The sequence below is a fragment of the Lichenicola cladoniae genome (genome assembly GCF_013201075.1).
In the GTDB taxonomy this organism is placed as follows: domain Bacteria; phylum Pseudomonadota; class Alphaproteobacteria; order Acetobacterales; family Acetobacteraceae; genus Lichenicola; species Lichenicola cladoniae.
This window is the reverse complement of record NZ_CP053708.1, coordinates 4,546,265-4,571,448: the sequence shown is the minus strand read 5'-3', so window position 1 is coordinate 4,571,448 and position 25,184 is coordinate 4,546,265. Positions and strand designations below refer to the sequence as shown.

Here is a 25,184-nt window from a genome sequence, read left to right as displayed (position 1 = left end):
GTCACGACTTGCCGTCGGTCGCAGGCTGCGTCGTCGCCGGCGGCAATAGCCCGGCGAGATAGGTGGTGCGCGGCTTGACCCCGAGTTCGCCGAGCAGGGCGTAGTTCCGGTCGTCACGCCGTTGCGCCGTGACCTGCGCGGTCGGGTCCTCCAGGTTGCCGAAACTGATCGCGCGGGTCGGGCACGATGTCTGGCAGGCGGTCTGTACCACGCCATCCGCAATCGGCTGTCCGGACTTGTCGCTGTCGATCCGCGCCTCGGCGATCCGCTGCACGCAGTAGGTGCATTTCTCCATCACGCCGATGGCGCGGACGGTGACGTCGGGATTGCGCCCGGCCTGTATCGATGGTTTCGCGCCGGCGGAATAATCCAGGTAGTTGAAGTGCCGCACCTTGTACGGGCAGTAGCCGGAGCACGCGCGGGTGCCGACGCACCGGTTGTAGACCATAAGGTTCAGCCCTTCATGGTCGTGCAGCGTGGCTTCCACCGGGCAGCCGACTTCGCAGGGCGCGTCCTCGCAATGCATGCACGGCACCGGCTGGAACCGCGTATCAGGCGCATCGAGATCGCCTTCGTAATAGCGGTCGATCCGCAGCCAGTGCATTTCGCGCCCCTGCATCACCTGGTCCTTGCCGACCACGGCGATGTTGTTCTCGGACTGGCAGGCGACCACGCAGGCATTGCAGCCGATGCAGCTGTCGAGATCGATCACCATGCCCCAGGCACGGCCATCGCCCGGCTTCTCGACTCCGCCCGAGGCATACAGCGTGGCCGGTTTCAGCGAGGCCTCGTCGTTCTGGCGCGCACCGGGCTGCTGCATCCGGACGAACTCGTGGCCTTCCATCGAGGAATGGTCCTGCGTCGTCGCGATCTGCGCGCGGCGGCCGGTTCTCCGCAGCGTCGCGTCGTCGCGGCCCCAGGGCGTGGCGCCGCGCTGCAACGCATAGGCGTCGTAGCCGAGATTTGTCGCCAGCATGTCGGCGGTGCGCCGGCCATACCCCAGCGTCATCGTCAGGGTGTTCTCCGCCTGTCCCGGCGTGATCCAGACCGGTGCCTCGATGCGATGTCCACCGGCCTCCAGCGTCACCAGGTCGCCATTGCCGAGCCCCTCGCGCTGCGCCAGGCGCGGCGAGATCGCCACCACGTTTTCCCAGACGATCTTGCTGAGCGGCTTGGGAAGTTCCTGCAGCCACGCATTGTTGGCGTTGATGCTGGCGCCGTCGCGGATGCTCGGGTCTGGACGGAACAGCAGTTCGAGCCCGGCGGCGTCGGGTGCGGCCACCGGCGAGGTGCTTGCCCGGATAAGCGACACCGGCACCGGCGCGAACGCGCTGTCGGCAACGAAGCCCCGGCGTAGCGACAAATGCCAGCGATTGTCGGTGGCGTCGCCCCACTGGGTTCCCCAATAGGCCTTCAGCAGCGCCTGACCGCTTTGCGGCTCGGGGTCGGTCAGCAACGACAGGATCTCCTGCGGCGACCTTCCTTCATAGAACGGCGCGATCGTCGGCTGCATCAGCGACACGGTGCCGTCGAAGGCGCGTGCATCGCCCCAGGCCTCCAGCGGATGAGCCAGCGGAAGGTGCCAGTCGCAGGATTCCGCGGTCTCGTCCGCGTAGTCGCCAGCATGGATCTTGAGCGGTACATGTTCGAGCCGGGCTGCGAAATCGAGATCGGCCGGCATGTCGTAGAGCGGGTTGGTGCCGATCATCACCAGCGTCTGCACCTGTCCCGCCTGCATCGCGGCCAGCAGCGATGCGACATCCTCGGCTGCCGCGACCGGGCTCTCGGTTTGCAGCACGCTCGCACCGAGATTCCCAAGGCGGGCATTGGCGCGATGGACAGCCGCATGCACCGAAGCCGGTTGCGACACGCCGACATGCACGATGCCCTGGCCCCGGGCGCCTTCCAGCGCGGCGATCGCCTGCTGCACCGCCGCCGATGCCGGGCCGGTCCAGGCCTGGCCGGTGGCGAGACAGTCGGCAAGGCTGGCGATTTCGCGCGCGGACATCGGTGCGTGATAATCGGCCTTCGCGCTGGTCAGGCTGGGCGTCGGGCTGAACGAATGCAGCGTCAACAGGGTTGCGGACCTGGCGGATGCGCGGCGTGCCTCGATCCAGTCGCGCGAGGCGCCGACCTGCTGCGGGCCAGGATCGAGGAAATCCCCGTCGAGCGCCACAACGACATGGGCCTTGTCGAAGCGCCAGCGTGTTTCCAGCGATCGGCCGAACGCCTGCTGGCTGCCGTCGCGTATCGGGGCACGCGAGATTGGTTCGTGGCTGTGCCAGTGCAGGCCGGGAAGTTCGGTGTGGAACCGGGCGATCTGCGCCGCCAGGGACGGCGAGGTAATCGGCCCGGTCAGCAGGCGCAATCCGTCGCCCTGCCGCGCCCGCGCGACGGCGATCGGCGCCAGCATCATCGCCCGGAACGTGTCCCAGTCGGTGGGCCGGCCGGACCGCAGCACGGTCTGCGAGCGGAACGGATCGTAAAGTCCGAGGATCGAGGCCTGTCCGAGCACGTCGGTCCCGCCACGTGTCCAGGGATGCTCGGTGTTGCTCTCGATCTTGTGCGGGCGTCCGTTGCGGGTGACGACATGCACGCCGTTGGCGAACCCGTCGGTCAGCGTCGCCGTGGCATACCGCGTGTTCGTGCTGGCAATGATATGCGCGGGGTCGCGGACGTAGGGTATTTCCTCGGTGCGGCCATCGGTGTCGCTGTCGTCGTCGCAACCGGCGAGCCCGGCCAGTGCCAGCGAGGCAGCCATGACCCGGAAGAAGCGCCGGCGATCGATCGGGCTGCCGAGCAGCGTCGAGCCCGGGCCTGCAACATTGGCGACGCCCGGATACTCGGCCTTCAGGAAACGGCGGAAGGCGGGCGTCCCGGCCAGGTCTTCCAGGCTGCGCCACGCGGTCGGACCGCCGGCACCGCCGCGTGCTCGCAGAGCTGCACGGAGTGCGCCGATATCGTCCGGATCGGCTGCCATGATCAGATGATCCCTTCGTGGCTGGGCTGTGTCATCGATGGCATATCGAGCAGTCGGTGAGTTGGGCTGCCGGACGGATATGGTTCTGCATGACCAGCATCTTGCCGAGTACGGCCTGATCCGCCGCCGGCTTCCACGACATGTTCCACACTTCCGCCGCTGGCCGGATGAACTTCTCCGGGTTCCGATGGCAGGTGATGCAGAACTCCATCTTGAAGGCGTTGGCCCGGTAGGTCAGTTGCATCGTGTCCATCGCGCCGTGGCAGCTCGAGCAGCCGATGCCTTTGGTCACGTGGATCGAGTGGTTATAATAAACGTATTCGGGCAGCCGGTTGACGCGCGCCCAGTGCAGCGGCCGGTTGTTGGCCAGGCTCTCGCGGACCGGCGCCAGCATCTGCGACCCGGTCCAGATCTGCGAATGACAGGTCATGCAGGTCCAGGTCGGCGGGATCCCGGATGTCGCCGCAACCTCCACCGACGTATGGCAGTAGCGGCAGTCGAGCCCGAGTTCGCCGGAATGATGTTTGTGGCTGAACGGGACCGGCTGCTCGGGTGCCACCCCGACACCATAGAAATAGTCGGATCGGGAAACACCGTTGACGACAGCCAGCCCTCCGACGACCATGACGGCCAGAACAAGGAATACCAGGCGAAGGATCGCGTCCGCGCCGGGGGCGAATAGCTGCCGCATCGATCAGGAGCAGTGCAGCGGCAGGAGCATCGCGTTGCAAGCAATCGTTGAAGCCTGCATTCGGTCAATGTTCACGCTCGCGTGAGTCCCGATAGCGGTGCGTTATATAATACACCCATTCTGCGCACCCAGTCCGCGCAAGGAAGAGAGCGATATAACACCCGATTTTCCTTCCGGCTCCGCCTCGAAGAAGCTCGCATGGCCGACCCCGAATGGCAAACGCTTCGGCGGTACGACCCGGATCTGATCCATAATAGATCAACCATGTTTGACTTTAATGGTCACTTAAAAGTGTGGCGGTGATTTCGGCGCAACCAGAATTATCGTATCCCGTTATGCGCCGCCGCGATTCAGTACGGGGCCGGATAGCCCCAGGGCGGTATTGACTAGCGCCAGGTGGCTAAGCGCCTGCGGAAAGTTGCCGGCAAGGTGTCTACCCGGTACGTCGTATTCTTCGGACAGCAATCCGACATCGTTGCGGACCGACAACGCTCGCTCAAGCTGGGCCTTGGCCTCATCGGTTCGGCCCAGCAGGTTGAGGCAGTCCGCCATCCAGAAGGAGCAGGCAAGAAATGCACCTTCATTGGGGCCATCGGACTTTGCCTTCATGCGCCGGATCAGGCCGTCCTCGCTGAGCTCTCGCTGGATGGTGTCGATCGTCGATCTCATGCGCGGATCGTCTGCCGGCAGGAACCCGACGAGCGGCATCAGCAGCAGGCTCGCGTCGATTTCCTGGCCGCCATAATACTGGGTGAAGGTGCCGAGCCCCTCGTTCCAGCCCTCGCGACAGACCTCGTCGTGAATGGTCTGGCGCAGAGCCGACAATCGATGGACCAGGGCCGCATCTTCATCCCCCGATGCCGACAGGCGCTCGCCATACTCCCGCAGGAACCGATCGATGCCGACCCATGCCATGGCCTTGGAATAGGTATATTGCCGCAACTCGTCGCGGGACTCCCACACGCCGGATCCCTTGGTGTTCCAGACGTTCTCGAGATGCTCGACGATCCTGCGCTCGGCGAAAGCCTGCTGGGCCGATGCCGGCACGCCGCCTTCGCGAGCCAGACTAAGACAATCGAGCACTTCGCCGAACACGTCGATCTGGTGCTGGGTGGACGCTGCGTTGCCGACCCGGACCGGGACCGCATGGCGATAGCCAGGCAGGTCGTCGACCGACCATTCGCTCAGATGCCGGGCGCCGTCGATCCGGTACATGATCCGCACCCGTTCGGGAGATCCGGCGATCACCCGCAGCAGCCAGTCGCGCCATTGCTCCGCCTCGTGCCGGTAGCCGGCATTGAGCAGCGCGCCGAGGGTGAACGTCGCGTCGCGCAGCCAGCAATAGCGGTAGTCCCAGTTCATCTTGCCGCCGGGCGCTTCGGGCAGCGATGTGGTCGGGGCGGCGACCAGGCCGCCGCTCGGCCGGTGGATCATTGCCTTCAGGGTGATCAGCGAACGGCGCACCGCTTCCGGCCACTGGGTTCTGCTGTCATCGAAGCGGCCGGACCATTCACGCCAGAACGACTGGGTGATAGTGAGCGCCCGTTCCGCATCGATCCGCGATGGCACCGGCAGATGTGCCGGGCTGTAGCTCAGCACGAAGGCGAGGCGCTGCCCCACTTCGACAGTGAATGTCGCTTGGCTCATATGCTGCTGCACCTCGATCGCCACGGGTGCGTGCAGAACGATCAGGTCGGGCCCGACCTTCGCGACAATTCCGTCCGCGGTCTGCTCGCTCCAGGGCGGCAGCGTGCCGTAGTCGAACCTCAGTTGCAGCTCCATGCGGCTGACCACTTGTCCACGAAGCCCGACAACCACTCGTACCAGCGAAGATGTCGATCCTTCCCGCATCGGCATGAAATCGATCAACCGGATCGCTCCATCCGCTGTCTCCAGGTCGGTCTCCATCACCAGCGTATCGGGCTGGTAGCGCCGGCTGCTTGACACGACCGTCACGGCCGGCCTGAGCAGCCAGCGCCCATTCTCCGGCGTGCCGAGCAGCGCCGCGAAACAGGAATCGTCGTCGAAGCGTGGCCAGCATAGCCAGTCGATCGATCCCTCGCGGCTGACCAGCGCTGCGGTCTCGCCGTCGCCGATCAGTGCGTAATCCTCGATGGGATTGCTCATCAGACGTCCAGTCGCCTGGCGATCAGGTGGATGCCGGCCACCAGTCCGATTCCGGCGGCTGCCCAGAATGCCATGCGGTGACGATCGGTGAACATTTCCCAGCTTCCGGTTTTCGACCTCTTGTCGAACCGGCCATGCGCGCCGTAATCGCCAGGTACCGGCTCATACAGGTTTGCCGGCGCATCCGGGGCAAGCGGCGTGCCGGTCAGCTGTCCGCTATAGCCGGCCTTGGCCAGATAGCGATCGATCAGCCCGGGCGCGATCCTGTTGGCGAGGATCGCCTGCACGGTCGGATAGCCGACCCAGATTTGCCGTCGCTTGTGTGTGGCTGCAAAGAATATTGCACGCGCCGGAACCTCTGGCTGGTAGATCGGCGCCACCGGCTTGGCCTTGAAGCCCATCTTGTTCATTGCCCAGTCGAACTGGGGCGTGTTGATCGCCGGCAGGTCGACCATGGTCAGGTGCACATCGAGCTTGTCGTGGATGATTTCCGAACGGAGGCTGTCGGTGAATCCGCGTATGGCGAATTTCGCTCCGCAATAGATCGACTGCAACGGCACCGACCGATAGCCTAGCGCCGAGCCTACATTGACGATGGTGCCCCGGTTCCGCGTCCGCATGCGCGACAGGGCCGCCATCGTGCCGTGCACCTGTCCAAGATAGGTGACCTTGGTGCCGCGCTCGAACTCGGCTGCGGTCAGCTTGCTGACCGGCGCGAACACCGTGGCCATCGCGACATTCACCCAAACGTCGATCGGCCCGAGTTCTTCCTCGACCCGCGTCGCCGCGGCCTCGACAGCTTCGGCGTCGGCGACATCGGTCGGGATCGGGAGAGCGCGGATGCCATGGAGGCGAAGCTGGCCGACAGCCCGCTCGAGCCGGTCCTCGTCGCGGGAGAGCAGGGCGACATCGTAGCCCTGGCGTGCGAACTCTTCCGCGGTCGCCCGCCCCACGCCGGCGCCTGCGCCGGTGATGACTGCGATCTTTGGCATCAGCTGATCCTCTGGAACGGAACTACGACCCTTCCAAGTCCGGTCGGACGGCTAAGTTCATCGGACCCAAGTCGTGAGTTGCGGGACTGCGCCGAAAGGCGTCCGGCGGGATGGCATCAGGAGCCGAGCCGGTGGCACCACGCCAGCGTTCGTCGCTTCTGTCTGAGCAGGGCACCATGAGCACGAGTGTCAGCAACTTCAGGCACAGGGTGCGCGAGTGGGGGCCTCAACCGGTCGATGGCTACCCGGCTGATGGATTGGATGGTCCGACCTGGCATTAGTTCTCTGACCGCCCGTAACAAAGTTCGGAAAGCAGAGACCTTTGCATGCTGCCAGCTGGTGGTTCGCGCGGGGTTAAGGTGCTCGGGGACTTATCGAGCACGTCGATTGAAGGTCAGCATCATTCAAGGTTGTGGCCGCGCCGTCAAAAGGGCTTTTCGATATGCAAGCGCGAGCACAAAGCCACGATGGCCTGCTCGACAACATATATTCGGTTCCTGGTAGTCCTGGAGCCAACGGCACGCGTACCAGCCGGGAGCGCGACGCACCAGGCGCGCGCTGCTTCCTCTCTTGAGCTATCAGCCATCGCAGCAATTGCTTTCGCGATGGTGGCGGGGTCGGGGCGTCATGCATGACGGCACACCGGTGGTTGCGGTCGCACCGACGGCCGCTCCCTTCGGTATTTAGCCTCAAGTAAAGGCGAAGAAGCGGTTGCGGCAGAGACAGCGGCTCAGCCGTCACCCTGCTTGTCGCGCAACCAACGCATGGCACTGTTGCACAAAAACAACTACCGTATTGCCATGGGCTATGAATGGCAGGTTGCGCATTGCGGATCGGTGCTGGAACGATTTTGATCGGTCTGCAACCAAATGTTGCTCTGCGTAACGCGGTGTCCTGCGGCGCATGCCCCCGAGAGACCGGAGACCCAAGGCCTATGAGTGCTTTCGTTGGCTTTCGAAACCTTCTCCTGCTGTCCACCGCCGGGTGCATTGCGCTTGGCATCGCCACGCCGGCGCTCGCCCAGGCCCCTGTTGTCCCCGGCAAGCAGGCGATCGACAGCACCACGGCCGGCACGACATCGGCTACGTCCGCGCTGAAACAGGACGCGGCACCGACCAAGGACGCCGCCGAGACTGTCACCGTCACCGGCTCCATCCTGCGCAACCCGAACTTGTCGGGCGCTTCGCCCGTCACGCATCTGACCGCCAAGGACATGCAGGTCCGCGGCATCACCACGGTCGCTGCCGCGCTCTCGCAGGTCTCGTCCAATAACGGCGGCAGCCTGCCGGCCGCATTTTCCGGCAACGGTGCCTTCGCCATCGGCGCGAGCGGCGCCTCGTTGCGTGGCCTGACGGTCGACTCGACTCTGGTGCTGATCGACGGCCAGCGCGCCGCCTATTACCCGCTGGCGGATGACGGCCAGCGCAACTTCGTCGATCTCAATACGATCCCGCAATCGATCGTGCAGACCATCGACGTGCAGCAGGATAGCGCATCCGCGACCTACGGCGCCGACGCGGTGGCCGGCGTGGTCAACATCATCACCCGCAAGCAGATCGAGGGATTCGAGGGCGGCGCGGAAGGCGGCCTCAGCCAGCGCGCCGACGGCGGCCATCAGCGACTGTATGCGACCTACGGCGTCGGCGACCTCAATCGCGATGGCTACAACGTCTATCTGAACGGCGAGTACCAGAACGACGACATCATCTATAACCGCGACCGTGGCTATCCCTACGATACCGGAGACCTACGCGGCCTGTCCGGGTCGAACGGCAACGAGAACGGCATCCAGAACGACGGCACTATTTCAGGCATCGGCTCGACGCGCGTCGCCCAGGTGCGGCCGGTCAACGCCGATGGAAGCACCGGCCTGCTGCAGCCGATCAGCCCGACGCTCGGATGCAATGGTCTCGCGACACACGTGGTCGCACAAGGCACGGTCTGCGAACAGAACACGGTCGGCGACTATCGGCTGCTGTTCCCAAGCGACCGGCGAATCAGCGTTAACTTGCGTGGTACTGCGAATTTGAGCGACCGGGCGCAGGCCTATGCGATGTTCAGCTATGCCCAGAACCAGGTCTTTACAACCGGATCGGTCTCGGGACCGAGCTCGATCCGCCAGAAGAGCGCGTCCGGCGATGCGGACCTGACAGACATCGTGCTGCCCGTAAACCTTGCCAACGGCACGCTCAATCCGAACAATCCGTTCGCGGCGCAAGGCCTGCCGGCGCAGATCTACTACCGGTTCGCCGATCTCAATACGACGAACCTGGTCCTCAACCAGACCTATCGCGGCTCCACCGGCCTCAACGGGTCGATCGACTCGGGCTGGGGCGGCGACTGGATGTACAACGCGTCCTTTGTCGGCATGGTCGATACGCTGCAGCGGACCGTCACCGGGGTGCCGACCTTCGCCGGCATCCTGAACGCGGTGAATACAGGCAGCTATAATTTCGTCGATCCGTCGAAGAACAGCGCCGCGGTCCGCAATGCGATCGCGCCGAAATCGGTGCAGAACGACAGCAGCCAGGAATATTCGCTCGACGTCACGCTCTCGAAAGGATTGTTCAGCCTGCCCGGTGGCATGGTGACTTTGGGTATTGGCGGCAACGCACGTTACGAATCGGTCAACGACCCGACCCCCAATCCGGACGATCCGTCCAACCCGAATGCGCAGTATCTGTCGCAGCTCAGGAGCTTCGGCGCCGTCGGCAGCCGCCGGGTGGGATCGGGCTATTTCGAGGCCGACATCCCGTTCATCAAGCAGATCAACGTGAACGTCTCCGGCCGCTACGACAACTATTCGGAAGGGTTCAGCAATTTCGCGCCCAAGATCGGCGTGATCCTGAGGCCGATCGACAAGGTCATGTTCCGCGGCACCTTCTCCAAGGGTTTCCGGGTACCGAGCTTCCCGGAAACCAACGCGGTGCCGGGAGTCGGTTACATCAGCTACACACCGACCGATGCCGCTTTCCTGGCTCAGCACCAGAACAGCTCCGGCACCGGGCCGGATACCTATGCGTCAACCTATAACCTCGGGCTGAACAGCGTCGGCAATCCCGCGCTGAAACCGGAAAAATCGACCAGCTTCACCGGCGGCACCGTGCTGACCCCGCTGCCCTGGCTGAACGTGACCGCGGACTATTACCATATCAAGAAGATCAACTTCATCACGACGGCCGATTATAGCGGACCGGTGGCGAACTACTTCACCAACAAGGAATACCCCTCCGGCATCAGCGTGACGCCCGACGTTGCCGATCCGGATCATCCGGAAGCCACCATCCTGCGTCCCGGGATCGTCAATCTCGGCTACATCAATGCCGCCAAACTGGTGACGTCCGGGATCGACCTGGCGCTCGGGGCCCGCATCCCGCTGCCGCGCCCGTTGCAGGACATCAAATGGACCAGCACAGGCCAGGCGACCTACATCCTCGGCTATACCATCACATACCCGGGCACCGGCCTTCAGTCCTATGCCGGCTCGCTCGGACCAGCCAACATCAGCTCAGCTTCCGGCACGCCGCGCTGGCGCGCCAACTGGGCCAATACCTTCACCTACAAGCGCCTCGCGGTGACTGCGACGATGAACTACACCAGCGGCTACAAGCTCACCGCCGAAGACGTTACTGGAGGCGGCACGCTGAATGATTGCAGCATGGCACAGCAGGGTTTTTCGGGCGATCCGCTGCGCTGTGGCGTCGCCAGCTTCGTGGACGTCGACCTGACCATCAACTATGCGCTGACCAACAGGCTCAACCTCTACACCAACATCTACAACGTCTTCGACAAGGGGCCGCCGCTCGATACCGGCACATATGGCGGCTACCAGTACAACCCGGCCTGGGCCACCGCCGGTATCCTCGGCCGCGCGTTCCGCTTCGGTGTCACCGGCAAGTTCTGAGCAAGATAAACCGGCGCCCTTCCTGTTCCGGTCGGCGCCGGGCTTTCGATCCCGGCAAGCGCTAGTCGTCATCGGGAAAATTGGTGTCCGCGGCGGGATTCGAACCCACGGCCCCAGGATTCATCCCACTTCGACTTTCGCCGCCGCCACCCGTTGGGGTGGCGTTCGTGGTCTGGACTGTCCCTTCACCCTAGGCCGGAACCCTTAGGTGCCGCCCGTCCAGTCTCTACACCTTCCCATCCTTTCGGATGGGCTTGGCTCGGGATTGGCACGGCGCATAGAGCGCCTCAGCTTTCCCCGACTTTGAGCGGATCCATCACGCGGTTTCCCATCGTGACGCCCAGTTGGTGACAAGGAATCCTGTGCTCTATCCGGCTGAGCTACGCGGACAACCAGGCCGCTTATAGGCCGACGCCCGAGCTCCGGGCAACATGCTCCGTCAATGCCGGACGCCTCGGCTCGCCTGCGCCTGGCCTACGATCACTGCCAGGTGCCGCTTGCACAGCACCAGGTCGGGCGATCCGGTCTGTTTGCAGGCAAGTTCGAGCGCCTGGGTCTGCTCGGCTGCCCGCAGCAGGCCGGCGGCACTCCATAGCGACAGCGCCTGCGCGAAGGCCTGCGTCCGCTTGAAGAACACGGGCGGACGCAAGGCCCGCATCGCGTCCTGCGCGCCCTGGCCGCTTTCTTCCATGACCAGCCGCGCGAGCCGCAACCGGTGCAGATGGCCCGACAGCGCACGCGCCACCGCGATCGGGCTCGACCCCTCGGCCAACGTGCGCTCGATCGCGAGGTCGGCGCCGGCCCGGTCGCCGGCGGTCGCGGCGAATGCGGCATCGTCCAGCGAGGCGCCGGCGGCATCGCCGGTGCAGGCCATCGCATCCTCCAGCGTGATGCTTCCCTCGCCATCCCCGGCGCCGCCTGCATACAGCACCAGCTTTTCCACCTCGCCCCGCGTCGCCGCACGGTCGGCACCGAGCCGGGAGCACAGCCAGACCAGCGCGTCCGGGTCGATCCGCACCTTGTTCGCGCCCAGCATCTGCGACACCTGCGCCTCCAGCGCCCGCCCCTCTTCCGGGTAGCAGGCGATCGACGCGCCGTCCGGCATCGCCTCGACCTGCGCGCGCAGCTTGGAACGCGAGACCAGGCCCGGTCCCTCCAGCACCACCAGGGTATCGCCCGGCTTTCCGAGGGCGCGCTTCAGCGGCGCCACCAGCGCGTCGGTGGCATCGCGAACCCACACCACGCGCCGGCCGCCGGTCAGGGAGAGCGCGGTAACCTCCTCCTCCAGGCGTTCGTGCGCATCGCGGGAGAGGGTGGCGACACGGAACGGATCATCGAGCGTACCCGCCGCCGCGCGCACCGCATCGGCGGCGCGCTCGCGGATCAGGCCAGTATCCTCGCCATGCAGCAGGATGGCGCGCAAAGCTCCGGGCGCACTCAGCAGCCGCCCGGCCTGCCGCGCATCGACCTTCATCGAGCTACCGGGGCAGCCCGGTCACGGGGTCGGATTGCTGCGACCGATCGCGCTGGACGGCAGGCCATCCTCGCCCGGTGTGGTGAGCGGCGTCTGGTCGGTGTCCCCCGGTACGTTGCTGGGGGTGAGGAAGGAGGCGGTCGAGGCACGTTTCGCAGCCGTCGCGGGCGGGCGATGGTTGGTGAACCAGGTGGCGAGCTGCAGAGTGATCGCATCGGCCAGATTGTTGGCGATACGCTGTTGGGTGGTCTCGCTGGCGATGCTGGCCGCAAAATACTGCTCGTTGATGACGTTGTAGCCATCGACACTGCGGACATCGCCGCTGGCAACCGGGGTGGTCGCGGGTGAGACCGCCGACAGGCTCCAGTGCGCCCGGCCGACCACGCGGTTGCGCTCGGACGTGTTGTCGCCGTGGATACCGATGGACTCCGACGACGAGGCCAGGCTGACCGCGAGCAGGTAGCCCTGCGGTTCCGCCTCGCTGGTGCCGGCAAGCCGCTGCTGCAGCGCCAGGCGAAGTTCCTGGCCGGCGCGATCCGGAATGCTCTGCACGAAGATGTCCGGCAGCTTCGCGGAGGCTGCCTCGTTGCCATCGCCATAGAGCGGATGAAAGCCGCATGCGGACACGGCCAGCGGCAGCATCAGCACGACGGCGAGCGGCGTACGACTGATCATCCTGCCACCACGAAGTTGACGATCCGGTTGGGCACGTGAATGCGCTTGACCACGCGCCGGCCTTCGAGCGAGCGCGCGACGTTGGGTTCCGCCTCGGCGGCGGCGATCACCACGTCGCCGGCCTCGTCGGGCCGGGCTTCGATGGTGCCGCGCAGCTTGCCCATGATCTGCACCGCGATGGTCACGCGCCGGGCCGCCACCAGGAGCGGGTCCGCGATCGGCCAGGGCTGCACTGCGGCAAGTGCCGCATCGGGGTCGAGCAGGGCCAGCAGTTCCTCGGCGAGATGCGGCATCATCGGTGCCACCAGCAGGCAGAGGGTGCCGGCAGCCTCGCGGCGCGCCCAATCGAGGTCGGCCGCCGGCGTGGCCTGGGCGGCGTCCGCGATCGCCGATGCAAGCTCGTGCAGGCGCGCCACGGCCACGTTGAAGGTGAAGGCCTCCAGCGCCTCGGTCACGGCCGCGATGGTGCGATGGGTGGCGCGGCGCAATGTGTCCGCCGGTTCGCCGAAACTCTCCGGCGCGGCCGATGGGTGCGTGTCCGCGGCCACCGCGCCGACCAGCCGGAACAGCCGCTGGGTGAAGCGCGCCGCCCCGGCGACGCCGGCCTCGGTCCATTCCATGTCCCGCTCCGGCGGGCTGTCGGACAGCACGAACCAGCGCGCGGTATCGGCGCCGAACCGGTCGATGATCGCCTCGGGCGACACCGTGTTGCGCTTCGATTTGGACATCTTCTCGACCCGGCCGACCTGCACTGCCGCGCCATTGTCGCGGCGCACCGCGCCGGTGCTGCTTCGGTCGATCTCTTCCGGATGGAGCCAGGTGCCGTCGGGATCGCGGTAGCTCTCGTGATTCACCATGCCCTGGGTGAACAGCCGCGCGAACGGCTCGTCCAGTCCGAGATGGCCGGTCGCATGCATCGCCCGGGTGAAGAAGCGCGCATACAGCAGGTGCAGGATCGCGTGCTCGATGCCGCCGATATACTGGTCCACCGGCAGCCAAGCGTCGGACGCGGCGCGTACCGTGGGCGTGAGCGCCCGCGGCGAGGTGAAGCGCGCGAAGTACCAGGAGCTGTCGACGAACGTGTCGCAGGTGTCGGTTTCGCGCGTCGCCGGCTGGCCGCAACACGGGCAGTCCACATGCTTCCAGGTCGGATGATGGTCGAGCGCGTTTCCGGGGACCGAGAAATCGGGGTCGTCGGGCAGGCGCACCGGCAGCTGGTCGTCCGGCACCGGCACCGGGCCGCAACTCGCGCAATGGATGATCGGGATCGGGCAACCCCAGTAGCGCTGGCGCGAAATTCCCCAGTCGCGCAGGCGCCAGTTCACCACCCCGCGGCCGACGCCCATCGCCTCGAGCCGCTCGATCGCCACCTTGCGACCGGCTTCCGTGGACAGGCCGTCCATGAAGCCGGAGTTGATCAGGGTGCCGGGTCCGTCATGGGTCACCCGCCCGATCGAGAAGCCGGCTTCCTCCTCGCCCGGCGGAAGCACCACCACCGGCACCGGAAGATCGTAGAGACGTGCGAAATCGAGGTCGCGCTGGTCGCCGCAGGGACAGCCGAAGATCGCCCCGGTGCCGTATTCCATCAGCACGAAGTTGGCGATCCAGACCGGGAAGGTGGCCTCCGGCATGAACGGGTGGGCAACGCGCAGGCCGGTATCGTAGCCGCGCTTGACCGCGCTCTCGATCGACGCCTCGCTGGTGCCGAGGCTGCGGCATTCGGCGATGAAGGAAGCAGCCTTCGGATCGCTCAGGGCGACATGGGCCGCCAGCGGATGCTCCGGCGCGATCGCCAGGAACGACATGCCGAACAGCGTGTCCGGGCGGGTGGTGTAGACCTCGAGCCCGTTCAGGTCGGGATCGAGCCCGGCCGGCGGATGTGCCAGCGGGAAGTGCACCCGCGCGCCCTCGCTGCGGCCGATCCAGTGCGCCTGCATCAGGCGTACCCGCTCCGGCCACTCGTCGAGCCCGTCGAGTGCCGCAAGCAGGTCGGGGGCGAACTCGGTGATCCGGAAGAACCACTGGCTGAGCCGCTTCTTTTCGACGACCGCGCCGGATCGCCAGCCTCGCCCGTCGACCACCTGCTCGTTGGCCAGCACGGTCTGGTCGACTGGGTCCCAGTTCACCAGCGCATCGCGGCGCTCGACCAGGCCGGCCGCCGCCATGTCCAGGAACAGCTTCTGCTGCTGGCCATAGTAATCCGGCAGGCAGGTGGCGATCTCGCGATCCCAGTTCAGCGACAGGCCGAGCCGCTTCAGGGTGCCGCGCATCGTCTCGATGTTGGCGAGCGTCCAGTCTGCCGGGTTGATGCCGCGCTCGCGGGCGGCATTCTCCGCCGGCAGGCCGAACGCGTCCCAGCCCATCGGATGCAGCACCGCATGGCCCCGGGCGCGCTTGTAGCGGGCGACCACGTCGCCGAGGGTGTAGTTGCGGACGTGACCCATATGCAGCTGGCCGCTCGGATACGGGAACATCTCGAGCACGTAGTATTTGGGCCGGTCCGCGGGCGGAACGTCGGGCACGTCGAAGCAGGCGCTGTCGTTCCAGGCGGTCTGCCAGCGCGGCTCCGCCTCACAGAAACTGTAGCGCGTCTCTATCTCGCCAGCCGGCCGCGGTTCGCTGTCGCTCATGGGGTGTAAATCGCTGTCGCTCATGGAACGCAGCCCGCCCTGGTCGCCGACCTAACCGGCGCCGGCGTCGGTGCGCAGCTGGCGGGCCCGGGCCAGGATCTTGCTGGTGATGTCGGCGGCAGTGTTGGCGGCAACCGGCGCATCCACCCACTGACCGTCCTGCTGGATCTGGCGGAAGATCGACACCCGGATCGCGTCCGACCGGAGCTGCTTGCCCAGGATGTAGGCGTTGGCCTTGAAGCGCTCGCCACTGGTGGTCGGTGGGCTGTACCAGTCGGTGATGATGATGCCGCCGGCCGGTTCTGCCGATGCGAACGGCATGAACGACAATGTGTCGATCGCGCCACGCCACAGATAGGCATTCACCCCGACCGCGGTCTGGTCACCGGCGGTGGCGCTGCGATCCTCGCCCATCAGGTGGTTTTCGTGCGTCGGTGTCGCCAGCGCGGCCGTATCGCCGGCCACCGCCTGGCTGCGGCCACCGGAACCATGGCATGCGGCAAGGCTGCCCAGGCAGACCAGTGCGAGCATGGCGGGAGGGAACGGGCGGAGAAATATCGAGCCGTTGTTCATGAAGCCTCTGGGGGGACCTGGAGGAGGCCGGTCCCGCGTGGTGACGGGGAGCCATGCGGGAAGGGTGGCTTATCTATCCTGCTCGCCGTGCCACGCCAAGCGGCCCGGCCGGCTCACCCGGAACGGAGAGCGACAGGCTGATGCCGGCCAATCGGAGACCATCCTCGAGACGCTGGCGATGCTCGGTCACGCGCAGGCCGGCGCCGTGTACCAGCGAGGCGATCCCGTCCGCCGGCAACATGGTCTGCAGGCGCGTACGGATCCTCTCCGCCTCCGCCACGCGGCCCAGATGGCCGAGGGTGGCCAGGTAGGGCACGAGGTTCGGAGCGAACCCTGGGCGCATTTCCACCAGCACCGCTCCGATCCGCGCCGCATCCTCGAACCGCCCCTGCAGGAGCGGGATCATGATACTGGGCTGGTCGAGCATGACCTCCATGGGATGGGTCGGGAACAGCGTCTTGTAGTGGTGGAAGTTCTGCTCCGCCTCGTCCAGCCGGCCCAGCCTGACCTGGGCAAACGCCATGGCCGCCCAGCCGGCAGCGGCCGACGGATGCGCCGCCAGCGCGCGCTCGAGAAGGATCAGCGCGGCTTCCGGCTCGTCGTGTACCTCGCTCCTGATCAGGCCGCTCATGGTCAGCCCGCCATTGATGGTCGAATCCCGTTCCAGCACCGCGCTGGTCTCGGCGTCGACACGGCTCGCCATGACCGCCGGGTCGTCCCAGCGCTGCATGAAGCGAACGAGGCAAGCCAGGCTCATGATCATGTGCGCCAGCGGATGATTGCCATCGAGCTCTATCGACTGGCGCAGCAGGGCGCAGGCATGGTCGTTCTGGATGCGGTCGATCCGCAGGATGTAGGACACCGCGCGCATGACGAGCCCGTGCGAATCGAGTTCCGCGGCCGGACGGTGATGCAGGCGGCGGCTCTCGACCAGCATGATCTCCCAGGGGAGCTGCGCCAGAACCCGGGTGGTGATCATGTCCTGCAGCGTCAGCACGTCGCCTTCGGGCAGGTCGAAGCGCTGGGCCCAGACGATCTGGCCGTACTGGCGGATATCGGTCAGGCGCAGGATGACCCGGATCCGGCCGCCGGTACGCTGGAGCGTGCCGTCCAGTATGTAGTCGAGGCCGAAATTGCGCCGAAGCACGGCATCGTCGCGGCCTTCGGCCAGGCTCTCCTGCAGCTCGCTGCCCTGCAGCAGCTTGACGCCGCCATACTGCACAAGCCCGGACACCAGATCATCGGCAAGACCTTGCGCGATCGTGCTGAACGCGGCGCTGTCGTTCAGGTCGAGCAACGGCAGGACGGCGACGAACGGCAGACCCTGCACTGTCGTGCGTCGCAGCCGGTTGAAACCCTCGCCGAACCGCGCGGGCTGCTGTGAACTGGCGTCGAGCGACGCGCCGTGGCTGGCGGGTCCATCCGGCTGGTCGCCCGATGATGTCGGCACGGACATGGGCGCAGAAGCCGCCCCGTCCAGGCTCGATGCGCCCGCGACCGAAGGGTGCGAATCGGCCGCAGGGTACGAGTTGGCTGCGCCGTTGCCGCGCAGGAGTTCCGAAAGCAGCAGGCGGGTTTCCGGGCCGGGTTCGACGGCATTGCGTGCGGCGAAGGCGCTCGCACAACGCTGGGCGCTCTGGAACGCAAGCCCGGTCTCGCCCTGGGCAAGCAGACCCTGGATCTGTGCGCGCCATGCACCTTCATGAAGCCCGTCCAGCAGCAGCAACTGGCGTGCGGCGGCAAGCATGCCGCGCGTGTCGCGCTGGCGACGCAGCATGGTCTCGAACAGCCCGATCGCGTGCTCGCGCAGGCGGGTGCGTTCCTGGTCGAGCCACTGGTCGAGCGCCGGGTCGGTACCGGTCAGTTCGTCGAGCAGAATGCCGTCGATCGGCGGCAAACTCTCGGCCTGGTTGGCGTTGGCGTTTCGGATACGTTCGGCATCGACCGAAGTCAGGGCCGGCTTGAGAGCCAGGGTGTGGCGTTCGACGGTGATGATGTCCGTCCCGATCGGGGACAGCGCTTCCAGCAGGCGATGGATTTCCTGACGCAGGGATGCCCTGGCCTGCTCCTCGGAGCGGCGACTCCACAAAAGTTCGGCCAGCTTCGAACGCAGCACCGGGCGCCGCCCGGACAGAGCCAGGATCGCCAGCAGTCCGCGGGTCTTGCGACCGAGCGGCAGGACGCTCTCGTTGTTGAGCGTCGTCGCCTGCATTCGGCCGATCAGCTGGAGCCGCAGCAGCACCGCATCGGTCTTTGGAAGCCCAGGCCGCAGCGTATCCAACATCACCCCTGTGCCCATGTGCATCGTTGACTATGGATCATGGCAGAAACTCACTCGGACGTCATCGTTGGTAAAAAACAATGGCACTGCACCTTGGGCGACCGGTTCGCGTTGCCGACACGCGAACCATACCCAATCCGCGGCTGGATCCATTGCCCCAGGCTTCGGCGTGTCACCATGACAGGCCGGATGCGCAGGACCAACTCGCCGTTTCGAGGAAACAAGATGTCCACCAGCCCCGACAGCCCGCTGTTCCAACCGTTCCAGATCGGTGCGTTGGCGCTCCGCAACCGCATCGTCATGGCGCCGCTGACCCGCAGCCGTTCCAGCGACGACGGCATCCCGCCCGACTACGCTGCCGTCTACTACGCGCAGCGCGCCAGCGCCGGCCTGATCGTGTCGGAGGCGACCAACATCTCGGCCCAGGCGCGCGGCTACGCGCTCACCCCGGGCATCTGGAACGCGGCGCAGGTGACCGCGTGGCAGCGCGTGACCCGTGCCGTGCATTCTGTGGGCGGCCTGATCGTGTTGCAGCTGTGGCACACCGGCCGGATTTCACATCCGAGCCTGCAGCCCGGAGGCGCATTGCCCGTGGCACCCTCGGCCATCAAGCCGACCGGCCAGGCCTTCACCAACGAGGGCATGCAGGACCATGTGACACCGCGTGCCTTGTCGACCGGCGAGACGCAGGCGATCGTCGAGGATTATCGCCATGCGGCGACCTGTGCGCGCGAGGCCGGCTTCGATGGTGTCGAGATCCATTCGGCCAACAACTACCTGCTCGAGCAGTTCCTGCGCGACAGTACCAATCTCCGCACCGACCAGTATGGCGGTTCGCTGGAAAACCGCCTGCGCTTCCCGCTTGAGGTTGCTCGCGTGGTGATCGACGCCTGGGGTGGCGGCGACCGGGTCGGCATCCGGATCTCGCCGACCACCACCATGCCCGGCGTGACACCGCTCGACCGCGACGTCATGGGAACCTACGGCACCTACCTCGATGCGCTGTCGGCGCTCGGACTGGCCTACGTCCACACCATCGAGGGCGTCACCCAGCAGACCCGCGATCATCCGGCCGACGTGGATTTCGCAGCACTCCGCAAACGCTTTTCGGGTGCCTGGATCGGCAACAACAACTACACGACCGAACTGGCCGAAAAGGCGATCGCTGAGAACTCGGCCGACGCTTTCAGTTTCGGCCGCAATTTCATTGCCAACCCGGATCTGGTCGATCGGCTTCGCAACGGCGGACCGCTGGCGGAGTCGCCCAAGGAATATTGGTACGGTGGTAATTCGGTCGGTTATTCCGACTGGCCGGGCATGGACGGGCAGATCCGGATCGCCGTCTAGCGCATCGTGCCGAGGATGGCGTCATCCGGTCGGATCGGGAAACGAGCGGATGCCGTTCTCGAAACCAACCGGATGCCGGAGCGACGACGCCCCGGTCGAGACCGCCGGTCAGAACTTCCGGGGCGCCTCGTTCAGCTTCATGTCGCGCATGTCGCTGCCCTTCACCCCGTCTTCGAGGTCGTCGTCGTCGAGCGTGTCCATTGCGACCGAGTGATCTCCGCCATGCTCGGCGATCTCGCGCTCGCGCGGGCCCGCGGTCCGGTCCACGTGATAGACATGATGCAGGCCGGCCTGCTTCGCCTGTCCCGCCGCCAGCGTCGTCGCATCGTCCCATGGCAGCGGTTCACCGGCCTCGGTCAGCAGGCGACTGGTCTCCTCGGACTGGTTCCGGTGGATGACGATCAACTCGATCATCGCACGGATCGGGTCCTCCTCCTCGAACCGGCGCATCAACACGATGGCAGGGCCGTCGGGAAGCGGATCATGCGGCTGCAGTGTCCTGATCTCGGTCATGTCGTTCTCCTTGAAGGCACGACGCAAACGGCTGCTGGACGACGCGGTTCAGCCGCCTGGCGTGACCACCATGCAGGGAATGTTCTGCGCCTTTAGGGTGGCGCAGGCGCTTCCGGCATCGCCACGGGCGAGACCGGCCAGACGCGCACGATACAGTACGCCGTGGCCGAAGGGAGTCGTCTGCTGCACGACGCTCTGGGTACCGGCAAGCCGGGTGAAATCCGCCTGCCGCGCCATGGTGGTGGCAAAGCGCGCCTGGTCGACAGTGTCGAATGCACCCACCTGGATCGTCCAGCTGCCGAAGGATGGCGGGCCTGACACCGCCGATACCGGGATCACGGCGGCAGCGAATGTCGGCCTCGGCGCATAGGACCGCGCCGGGCGGGGACTGCAGGCTGAATCGTAGGCGGCATCGGGGTCACGAATGCAGCCCGCACCGCCATAGGAAGAGCCGGAACCGGTCGATCCCGAATAGGATGGCGGCGGTGTGTAGGCGATCGCCGACTGGACCGGCACGTAGGGTGCAGCCTGCGCAACCTGGATCGGCGCGGGCGGCGCCGCCTGGCACGGCGCATCGGGATCGTAAGCAGCGTCCGGATCGTGCCAGCAGGCACCCCCGCCGCTGCGGCGGCGGGTCGCGACCCGATAGGATGCCAGCCGGACCGGTGCATAACTGGTCGGACTGTATCGACCGGGAGATCCGCCACTGGCGTATGCGGCGAGCGGGCCGCTCATGGCGAGTTCGGTCCCAAGGTTGGGTGCGATCGAGGCCACGTAATCGACCGTCTCGTTCGGCAGCGAGCGTCCGCTGGACAGGTAGTCGTCGAGCCGTTGCGGGCCGGCGTTATAGGCCGCGAGAAACGCCGGGGCGCCGTATTTCTGGTACATCTGCCGGATGTAGGCGGTGCCGGCCAGGATGTTGTCATGCGGCTCGAACGGGTCGTTGCCGAGGTTGTATTGGGCCTGCAGGTCGGCGTAGGTCGCCGGCATCAGCTGCATCAGTCCCATGGCACCGGCGCCGGAGGTGATCGGCCGTCCGTGCAGGTATTCGTGGCCGCCGGACTCCTGGTGCATCACCGCCCGGATCCATTGCTGCGGCACGCTGAAGCGTCCGGAAGCGTCCCGGATGTAGGGCCGCCAGGGATCTTCCGGTGGCCCCGGTTCAGGGTAGCTCATGCTGGCGGGGGAATAGCTGGTCATCCGCGCCGAATTCCCGCCGCCGCAGGCTGCCAACATGCAGAGCAACGGCAACAGCCATAGGGCGCGCAGGTCGCGTCCGGGTTGGAAATCATCCTGCGTCTGAGCGGCGGCCATGATCCGGCATCGTGGCGAACCGGCGCCTCCTAATCAACCAGTGCGTGCAACCCGGCAGCGAATCCCGGCCACACTTGCCGATCAGCCACAGTCACTTGCCGCCGTTCGTTGATCCAGGGCCGCAACCCGCCAACCTTGCAAGCAGATCCCAAAGGCCAGCCTTTGGCGGGGTCCAGGGGCAGGGCCCCTGGCCTTCCCTCAAAGCAGGCAAAGCGCCAGCAACTCACGGCGCAGCGCGAGCGGCAGTTCATCGCCGGTTGCCGGGTTCCCGACCAGGTCGACCGGTGCGTCGGGTTCCGTGAGATACCGCCAGCCCTGGAAGGCCCGGACCGCGCGTGGCACCACGGGAACGATCGACGCATGCAGCACGACGCCGGTGCAGGGCGTGCCGTCGTCGCGCCGGTCCTGGACGATGTCGTGGATTTCCTGCCGGCACAGCAGCATCCCGGCCGTGACCCAGTAGATCGAGCCGCCATCCAGCACTTCGGCGGCGCGGCGCGGGAAGCTGCGGGTGCGAAAGAACGGTCGCCCGTCATGGGCGCCGGTCTCGTGCGACCGCATGGCCTGGCGCTCGGCCAGGGCTTCCGGCGTGGCGACGCCGACGGCCAGCTTGATCAGGTTCAGCGCCATGCGGAGGCCCCGGGCGGAAGCTGGACTACCAGCCCAGCTCCTCGTTGCGATAGGTCACGAAGAACACGCCCGGGGTGCCGCGCCGGGCTTCCAGCATGTCGGTCATGCCGATGGTGCTGGTGTCCACGTCGAGAGTTGCGTCCGGACCACCCATGTCGGTGCGCACCCAGCCGGGATCAACCGCCAGGAAGGTGCGCCGGCTCTTGCTGCGTCGTGCGGCAACCGATCGGAGCAGCATGTCCAGTGCCGCCTTGCTGGCGCGGTAGGTTTCGTAGCCCCCGGACTCGTTCAGGGAGATGCTGCCGAGGCTGGACGACATGACCGCGATCGTGCCGGACGACGGCACCAGTGCCTCGAGCCGTTCCACCACACGCATCGGGCTCAGCGTGTTGGTGCGCAGGATGTGGATGAACTCGTCGTCCGCGATCGTGCCGATTGTCTGCGCCGGGTCGTGTGCCACGCCAGCGATCACGAACAGCAGGTCGAGCCGGGTGCCCGCAAGACGCTGGCCGAGGCTCTCGAGTTGTGCCGGCAGGTTGATGTCCAGGATCTCGATCGAGAGCCGGTCGCCCGCCTGTTCGGCCAGCGCCTGCAGCGCGGGCGAGTGGTCGCGCACGGTGGCGATCACCCGCCAGCCGCGCGCGAGGTGCTGCTGCACCAACCCGAGGCCTAGCCCTCGCGAGGTGCCGACCAGAAGGGCGGTCCGGCCTTCGCCGCTGGCCGATGCTGCATCGTTGGTCATGAGCGCTCCCGTCAGTGTGTCGGATGGGGCGGGGTGAACTGCGCGTCCTTCACGAAGCCGTCCACGAACCGTTTGGTGTCGATGTCCTGCACGATCGTGACGGCACGCAGGCCCATCCCCTTCGGAGCCAACGCGGCGGTCCAGACATGCGCATGGCCATAATTCACCCCATCGGTCAGGTCCACGTCCATGATTGCATCGACCGACTTCGTGATCAGGGACGGATCGACTGCGACGGCCCCGGCCATCTCGTCCCACAGCGGCAGCGGCGCGAAATACTGCTTGAGGTAGGTGGTGAGCGGCGTCTTGACCGCGGCGATCCGGTCCATCAGCGCGGGCGTCATCATCACGCCGTTCGACACGTTGCCGAGGGAGACGATTTTCGGCCAGTCGGCGGTGAGCACGATGTGGGCCGCTTCCGGATCGAAGATGAAGTTGAAGTCGGAGGCGAAGTCCGCGTTGCCGGTCACCGCCATCATGTTGGTGTCGATCAGCGCGCCCATGAACACCAGCTGCTTCGCGGTGGCGGCGAAGGTCGGGTCGAGGCGGATGGCGAGGGCGAGGTTGGTCATCGGCCCGGCCTCGACGATCGTCACCTGGTGCGGATGCGCGTGCACCTGGCGGATCAGGAACAGGGCCGCCGGCTCGGCGATGGTGTGGATATGAGGCGCGCCGGCCTTCAACGGACCGATCGGCGGCTCGACCGCCGGGATGTGGTCGATCGAGCCGGTCTCTCCCCAGGCGCCCTTCCACTGGATCGGCCCGAACCGATGCTCCCATTCGCGCATGCGGGCGACGCTGTTGACCAGCGGATAGACCGCGCCGTCGGCGACCGGCACGTCCGGCCGGCCGGCGATCTCGAGGAAGCGCAGGATATGGGCGGCCTCGGCATTTTCCCAGGCGTCGCCGGTCGCGACGGTCAGGCCGAGCAGCGTGACGTCGGGGTTGGCGAGCAGCGGCAGCGCCGATTGAACGTCCGAGCCGCCGGGGCCCAGGAAGTCGTTATCCTCGATGACATAGATCGGGGCCGCTGCATGCGCCGCCGGCGTCGCGACGCCAGCCATAAGCCCCGCAACAATCCCCGCCACCAGAACTCCGGTCATCAAACTCGTCCGAACCACCGATTATCCCCTAACGCACCAGCGCTCCGAGGAGCGCCTCCAGCCGAAGCCGTCCGGCCGAGGTCGCCACGAGGCAACCATCGTGCCACCGGAGATAATCCTCCTCGATCGCCGCCTCGAGGATCACCGGCTCGACCGCATCGATCAACGTGGTGCCGGTGCGGGCGGCGAAACGCGCGGCGTCGATTCCCTCGGAAAGGCGCAGCCCCATCAGCAGCATTTCGCGCGCCGGCTCCGGTGCGATCAGCCGCGTCTCGTCGGTAAGGCCGTGGCCCAGCCGTTCGACCCGCTCCGCCCACGGTTCCGGAGCACGGTGCCGGCGCGTCGCATAGATGGCAGGCGATGGCGCGGGAGCTCCACCCTCGACGTCCGGCAGCGTGATGCGGCCGTGCGCGCCGGGGCCGATGCCGACATAATCGGCGTAGCGCCAGTAGGCGAGGTTGTGCCGGCTTTCCGAACCGGGCCGGGCATAGTTCGAGACCTCGTAGGCGAGCAGACCGTGTCGGGCGGCCACCTCGGCGGTCTCCTCATACAGCGCGGCGCCGAGTTCCTCGTCCGGCATCGCGATCAGCCCCTGCCGATGCAGCGCCTCGAAGCGGGTGCCGGGCTCGATGGTCAGCTGGTAGAGCGAGAGATGGTCCGAGGCCAAGGCCAGCGCGCGGTCGAGTTCCGTGCGCCAGGCTTCGACGGTCTGGCCGGGCCTTGCATAGATAAGGTCGAACGAGATGCGCGGGAATATGGCGCGCGCCGTTTCCAGGGCCGCGACCGCCTGCGTGGCGGAGTGCTCGCGCCCCAGCATCCGCAGCGCCTCGGCCTCCAGGCTCTGCACGCCGAGCGAGATCCGGTTCACCCCGGCCGCCCGGAAGCCGTTCAGCTTGCCGAGCTCGACGCTGGTCGGATTGGCTTCGAGGGTGATTTCCAGGTCCGGCATCGGCTCGAACAGGCGGCAGGCATCGGCGATCAGGTCGGCGACCGTCTGCGGCTCCATCAGGCTCGGGGTGCCGCCACCGAAAAAGATCGACGAGAGCGGCCGGCGGCCCAGCCGCGCAGCCTCGGTCGCGAGCTCGGTACGAAGGGCCCGGGCGAACCGGGCCTGCGGGATGGCGTCCCGGACATGGCTGTTGAAGTCGCAATAGGGACATTTGGCCAGGCAGAACGGCCAGTGGATGTAGAGGGCGAGACCCATTCCG

The 25,184-nt window shown here is 66.4% G+C and carries 17 protein-coding genes; 2 read left to right on the top strand and 15 right to left on the bottom strand.

Translation table 11 applies throughout. From position 1 onward, the window contains the following. Position 1: 1 nt before the first annotated feature. The 4 genes from HN018_RS20695 to HN018_RS20680 all read right to left on the bottom strand — a co-directional run bounded on the left by HN018_RS20695 (position 2) and on the right by HN018_RS20680 (position 6,790). Positions 2-2,980 carry a TAT-variant-translocated molybdopterin oxidoreductase gene (locus HN018_RS20695; protein ID WP_171837031.1) on the bottom strand — a complete coding sequence of 993 codons (2,979 nt, stop codon included), beginning with the start codon at positions 2,978-2,980 and terminating at the stop codon, positions 2-4. 31 nt (positions 2,981-3,011) lie between these two features. Next, positions 3,012-3,671 (bottom strand): cytochrome c3 family protein, encoded by a 660-nt coding sequence (locus tag HN018_RS20690; protein ID WP_171837032.1) that lies wholly within the window; start codon positions 3,669-3,671, stop codon positions 3,012-3,014. A gap of 333 nt (positions 3,672-4,004) precedes the next feature. Next, entirely contained in the window at positions 4,005-5,798 is a 1,794-nt protein-coding gene (locus tag HN018_RS20685; protein ID WP_171837033.1) for a glycoside hydrolase family 15 protein, read from the bottom strand. Continuing rightward, on the bottom strand, positions 5,798-6,790 hold the full coding sequence (locus HN018_RS20680) for an SDR family oxidoreductase (RefSeq protein ID WP_171837034.1): 993 nt from the start codon (positions 6,788-6,790) through the stop codon (positions 5,798-5,800). The genes HN018_RS20685 and HN018_RS20680 overlap by 1 nt, the downstream gene beginning before the upstream one ends. Positions 6,791-7,724: 934 nt before the next feature. Here HN018_RS20680 and HN018_RS20675 point away from each other — a divergent pair. Next, positions 7,725-10,694: a TonB-dependent receptor domain-containing protein gene (locus HN018_RS20675; RefSeq protein ID WP_171837035.1), complete on the top strand. Its 2,970-nt coding sequence runs from the start codon at positions 7,725-7,727 to the stop codon at positions 10,692-10,694. A 439-nt stretch (positions 10,695-11,133) separates the two neighbouring features. Here HN018_RS20675 and holA read toward each other — a convergent pair whose 3' ends face one another. From holA to HN018_RS20650, 5 genes are all read right to left on the bottom strand, one after another. Continuing rightward, positions 11,134-12,168: a DNA polymerase III subunit delta gene (holA, locus tag HN018_RS20670; RefSeq protein ID WP_171837036.1), complete on the bottom strand. Its 1,035-nt coding sequence runs from the start codon at positions 12,166-12,168 to the stop codon at positions 11,134-11,136. A 21-nt stretch (positions 12,169-12,189) separates the two neighbouring features. Further along, on the bottom strand, positions 12,190-12,843 hold the full coding sequence (locus HN018_RS20665; RefSeq protein ID WP_171837037.1) for an LPS assembly lipoprotein LptE: 654 nt from the start codon (positions 12,841-12,843) through the stop codon (positions 12,190-12,192). After that, positions 12,840-15,473: a leucine--tRNA ligase gene (gene leuS / locus HN018_RS20660; RefSeq protein WP_171837038.1), complete on the bottom strand. Its 2,634-nt coding sequence runs from the start codon at positions 15,471-15,473 to the stop codon at positions 12,840-12,842. Before leuS ends, HN018_RS20665 begins: the two co-directional genes overlap by 4 nt. Before the next feature lie 51 nt (positions 15,474-15,524). Further along, positions 15,525-16,046: a DUF3576 domain-containing protein gene (locus tag HN018_RS20655; protein ID WP_171837039.1), complete on the bottom strand. Its 522-nt coding sequence runs from the start codon at positions 16,044-16,046 to the stop codon at positions 15,525-15,527. A gap of 73 nt (positions 16,047-16,119) precedes the next feature. Beyond that, the gene (locus HN018_RS20650) at positions 16,120-18,351 is read right to left on the bottom strand and encodes a BTAD domain-containing putative transcriptional regulator (protein ID WP_171837040.1); all 2,232 of its coding nucleotides are present in this window, start codon (positions 18,349-18,351) and stop codon (positions 16,120-16,122) included. 201 nt (positions 18,352-18,552) lie between these two features. Here HN018_RS20650 and HN018_RS20645 point away from each other — a divergent pair, with 201 nt between their 5' ends. Next, positions 18,553-19,674 (top strand): alkene reductase, encoded by a 1,122-nt coding sequence (locus tag HN018_RS20645; RefSeq protein ID WP_171837041.1) that lies wholly within the window; start codon positions 18,553-18,555, stop codon positions 19,672-19,674. 108 nt (positions 19,675-19,782) lie between these two features. On the opposite strand, the gene HN018_RS20640 is transcribed toward HN018_RS20645, so the two are convergent. The 6 genes from HN018_RS20640 to hemW all read right to left on the bottom strand — a co-directional run bounded on the left by HN018_RS20640 (position 19,783) and on the right by hemW (position 25,180). Next, positions 19,783-20,187, bottom strand: coding sequence for a hypothetical protein (locus HN018_RS20640; protein ID WP_171837042.1), 405 nt, complete (start codon positions 20,185-20,187; stop codon positions 19,783-19,785). A gap of 48 nt (positions 20,188-20,235) precedes the next feature. Further along, positions 20,236-21,501 carry a lytic transglycosylase domain-containing protein gene (locus HN018_RS20635; RefSeq protein ID WP_171837043.1) on the bottom strand — a complete coding sequence of 422 codons (1,266 nt, stop codon included), beginning with the start codon at positions 21,499-21,501 and terminating at the stop codon, positions 20,236-20,238. Positions 21,502-21,699: 198 nt separating this feature from the next. Next, positions 21,700-22,131 carry a DUF1489 family protein gene (locus HN018_RS20630; RefSeq protein ID WP_171837044.1) on the bottom strand — a complete coding sequence of 144 codons (432 nt, stop codon included), beginning with the start codon at positions 22,129-22,131 and terminating at the stop codon, positions 21,700-21,702. Positions 22,132-22,156: 25 nt separating this feature from the next. After that, positions 22,157-22,873, bottom strand: a complete 717-nt coding sequence (locus HN018_RS20625) for an SDR family oxidoreductase (protein ID WP_171837045.1) — start codon at positions 22,871-22,873, stop codon at positions 22,157-22,159. Between the two features lie 11 nt (positions 22,874-22,884). Continuing rightward, the gene (locus tag HN018_RS20620; RefSeq protein WP_408886733.1) at positions 22,885-23,976 is read right to left on the bottom strand and encodes a nucleoside hydrolase; all 1,092 of its coding nucleotides are present in this window, start codon (positions 23,974-23,976) and stop codon (positions 22,885-22,887) included. Between the two features lie 28 nt (positions 23,977-24,004). Then, entirely contained in the window at positions 24,005-25,180 is a 1,176-nt protein-coding gene (hemW, locus tag HN018_RS20615; RefSeq protein ID WP_171837046.1) for a radical SAM family heme chaperone HemW, read from the bottom strand. Positions 25,181-25,184: the final 4 nt, after the last annotated feature.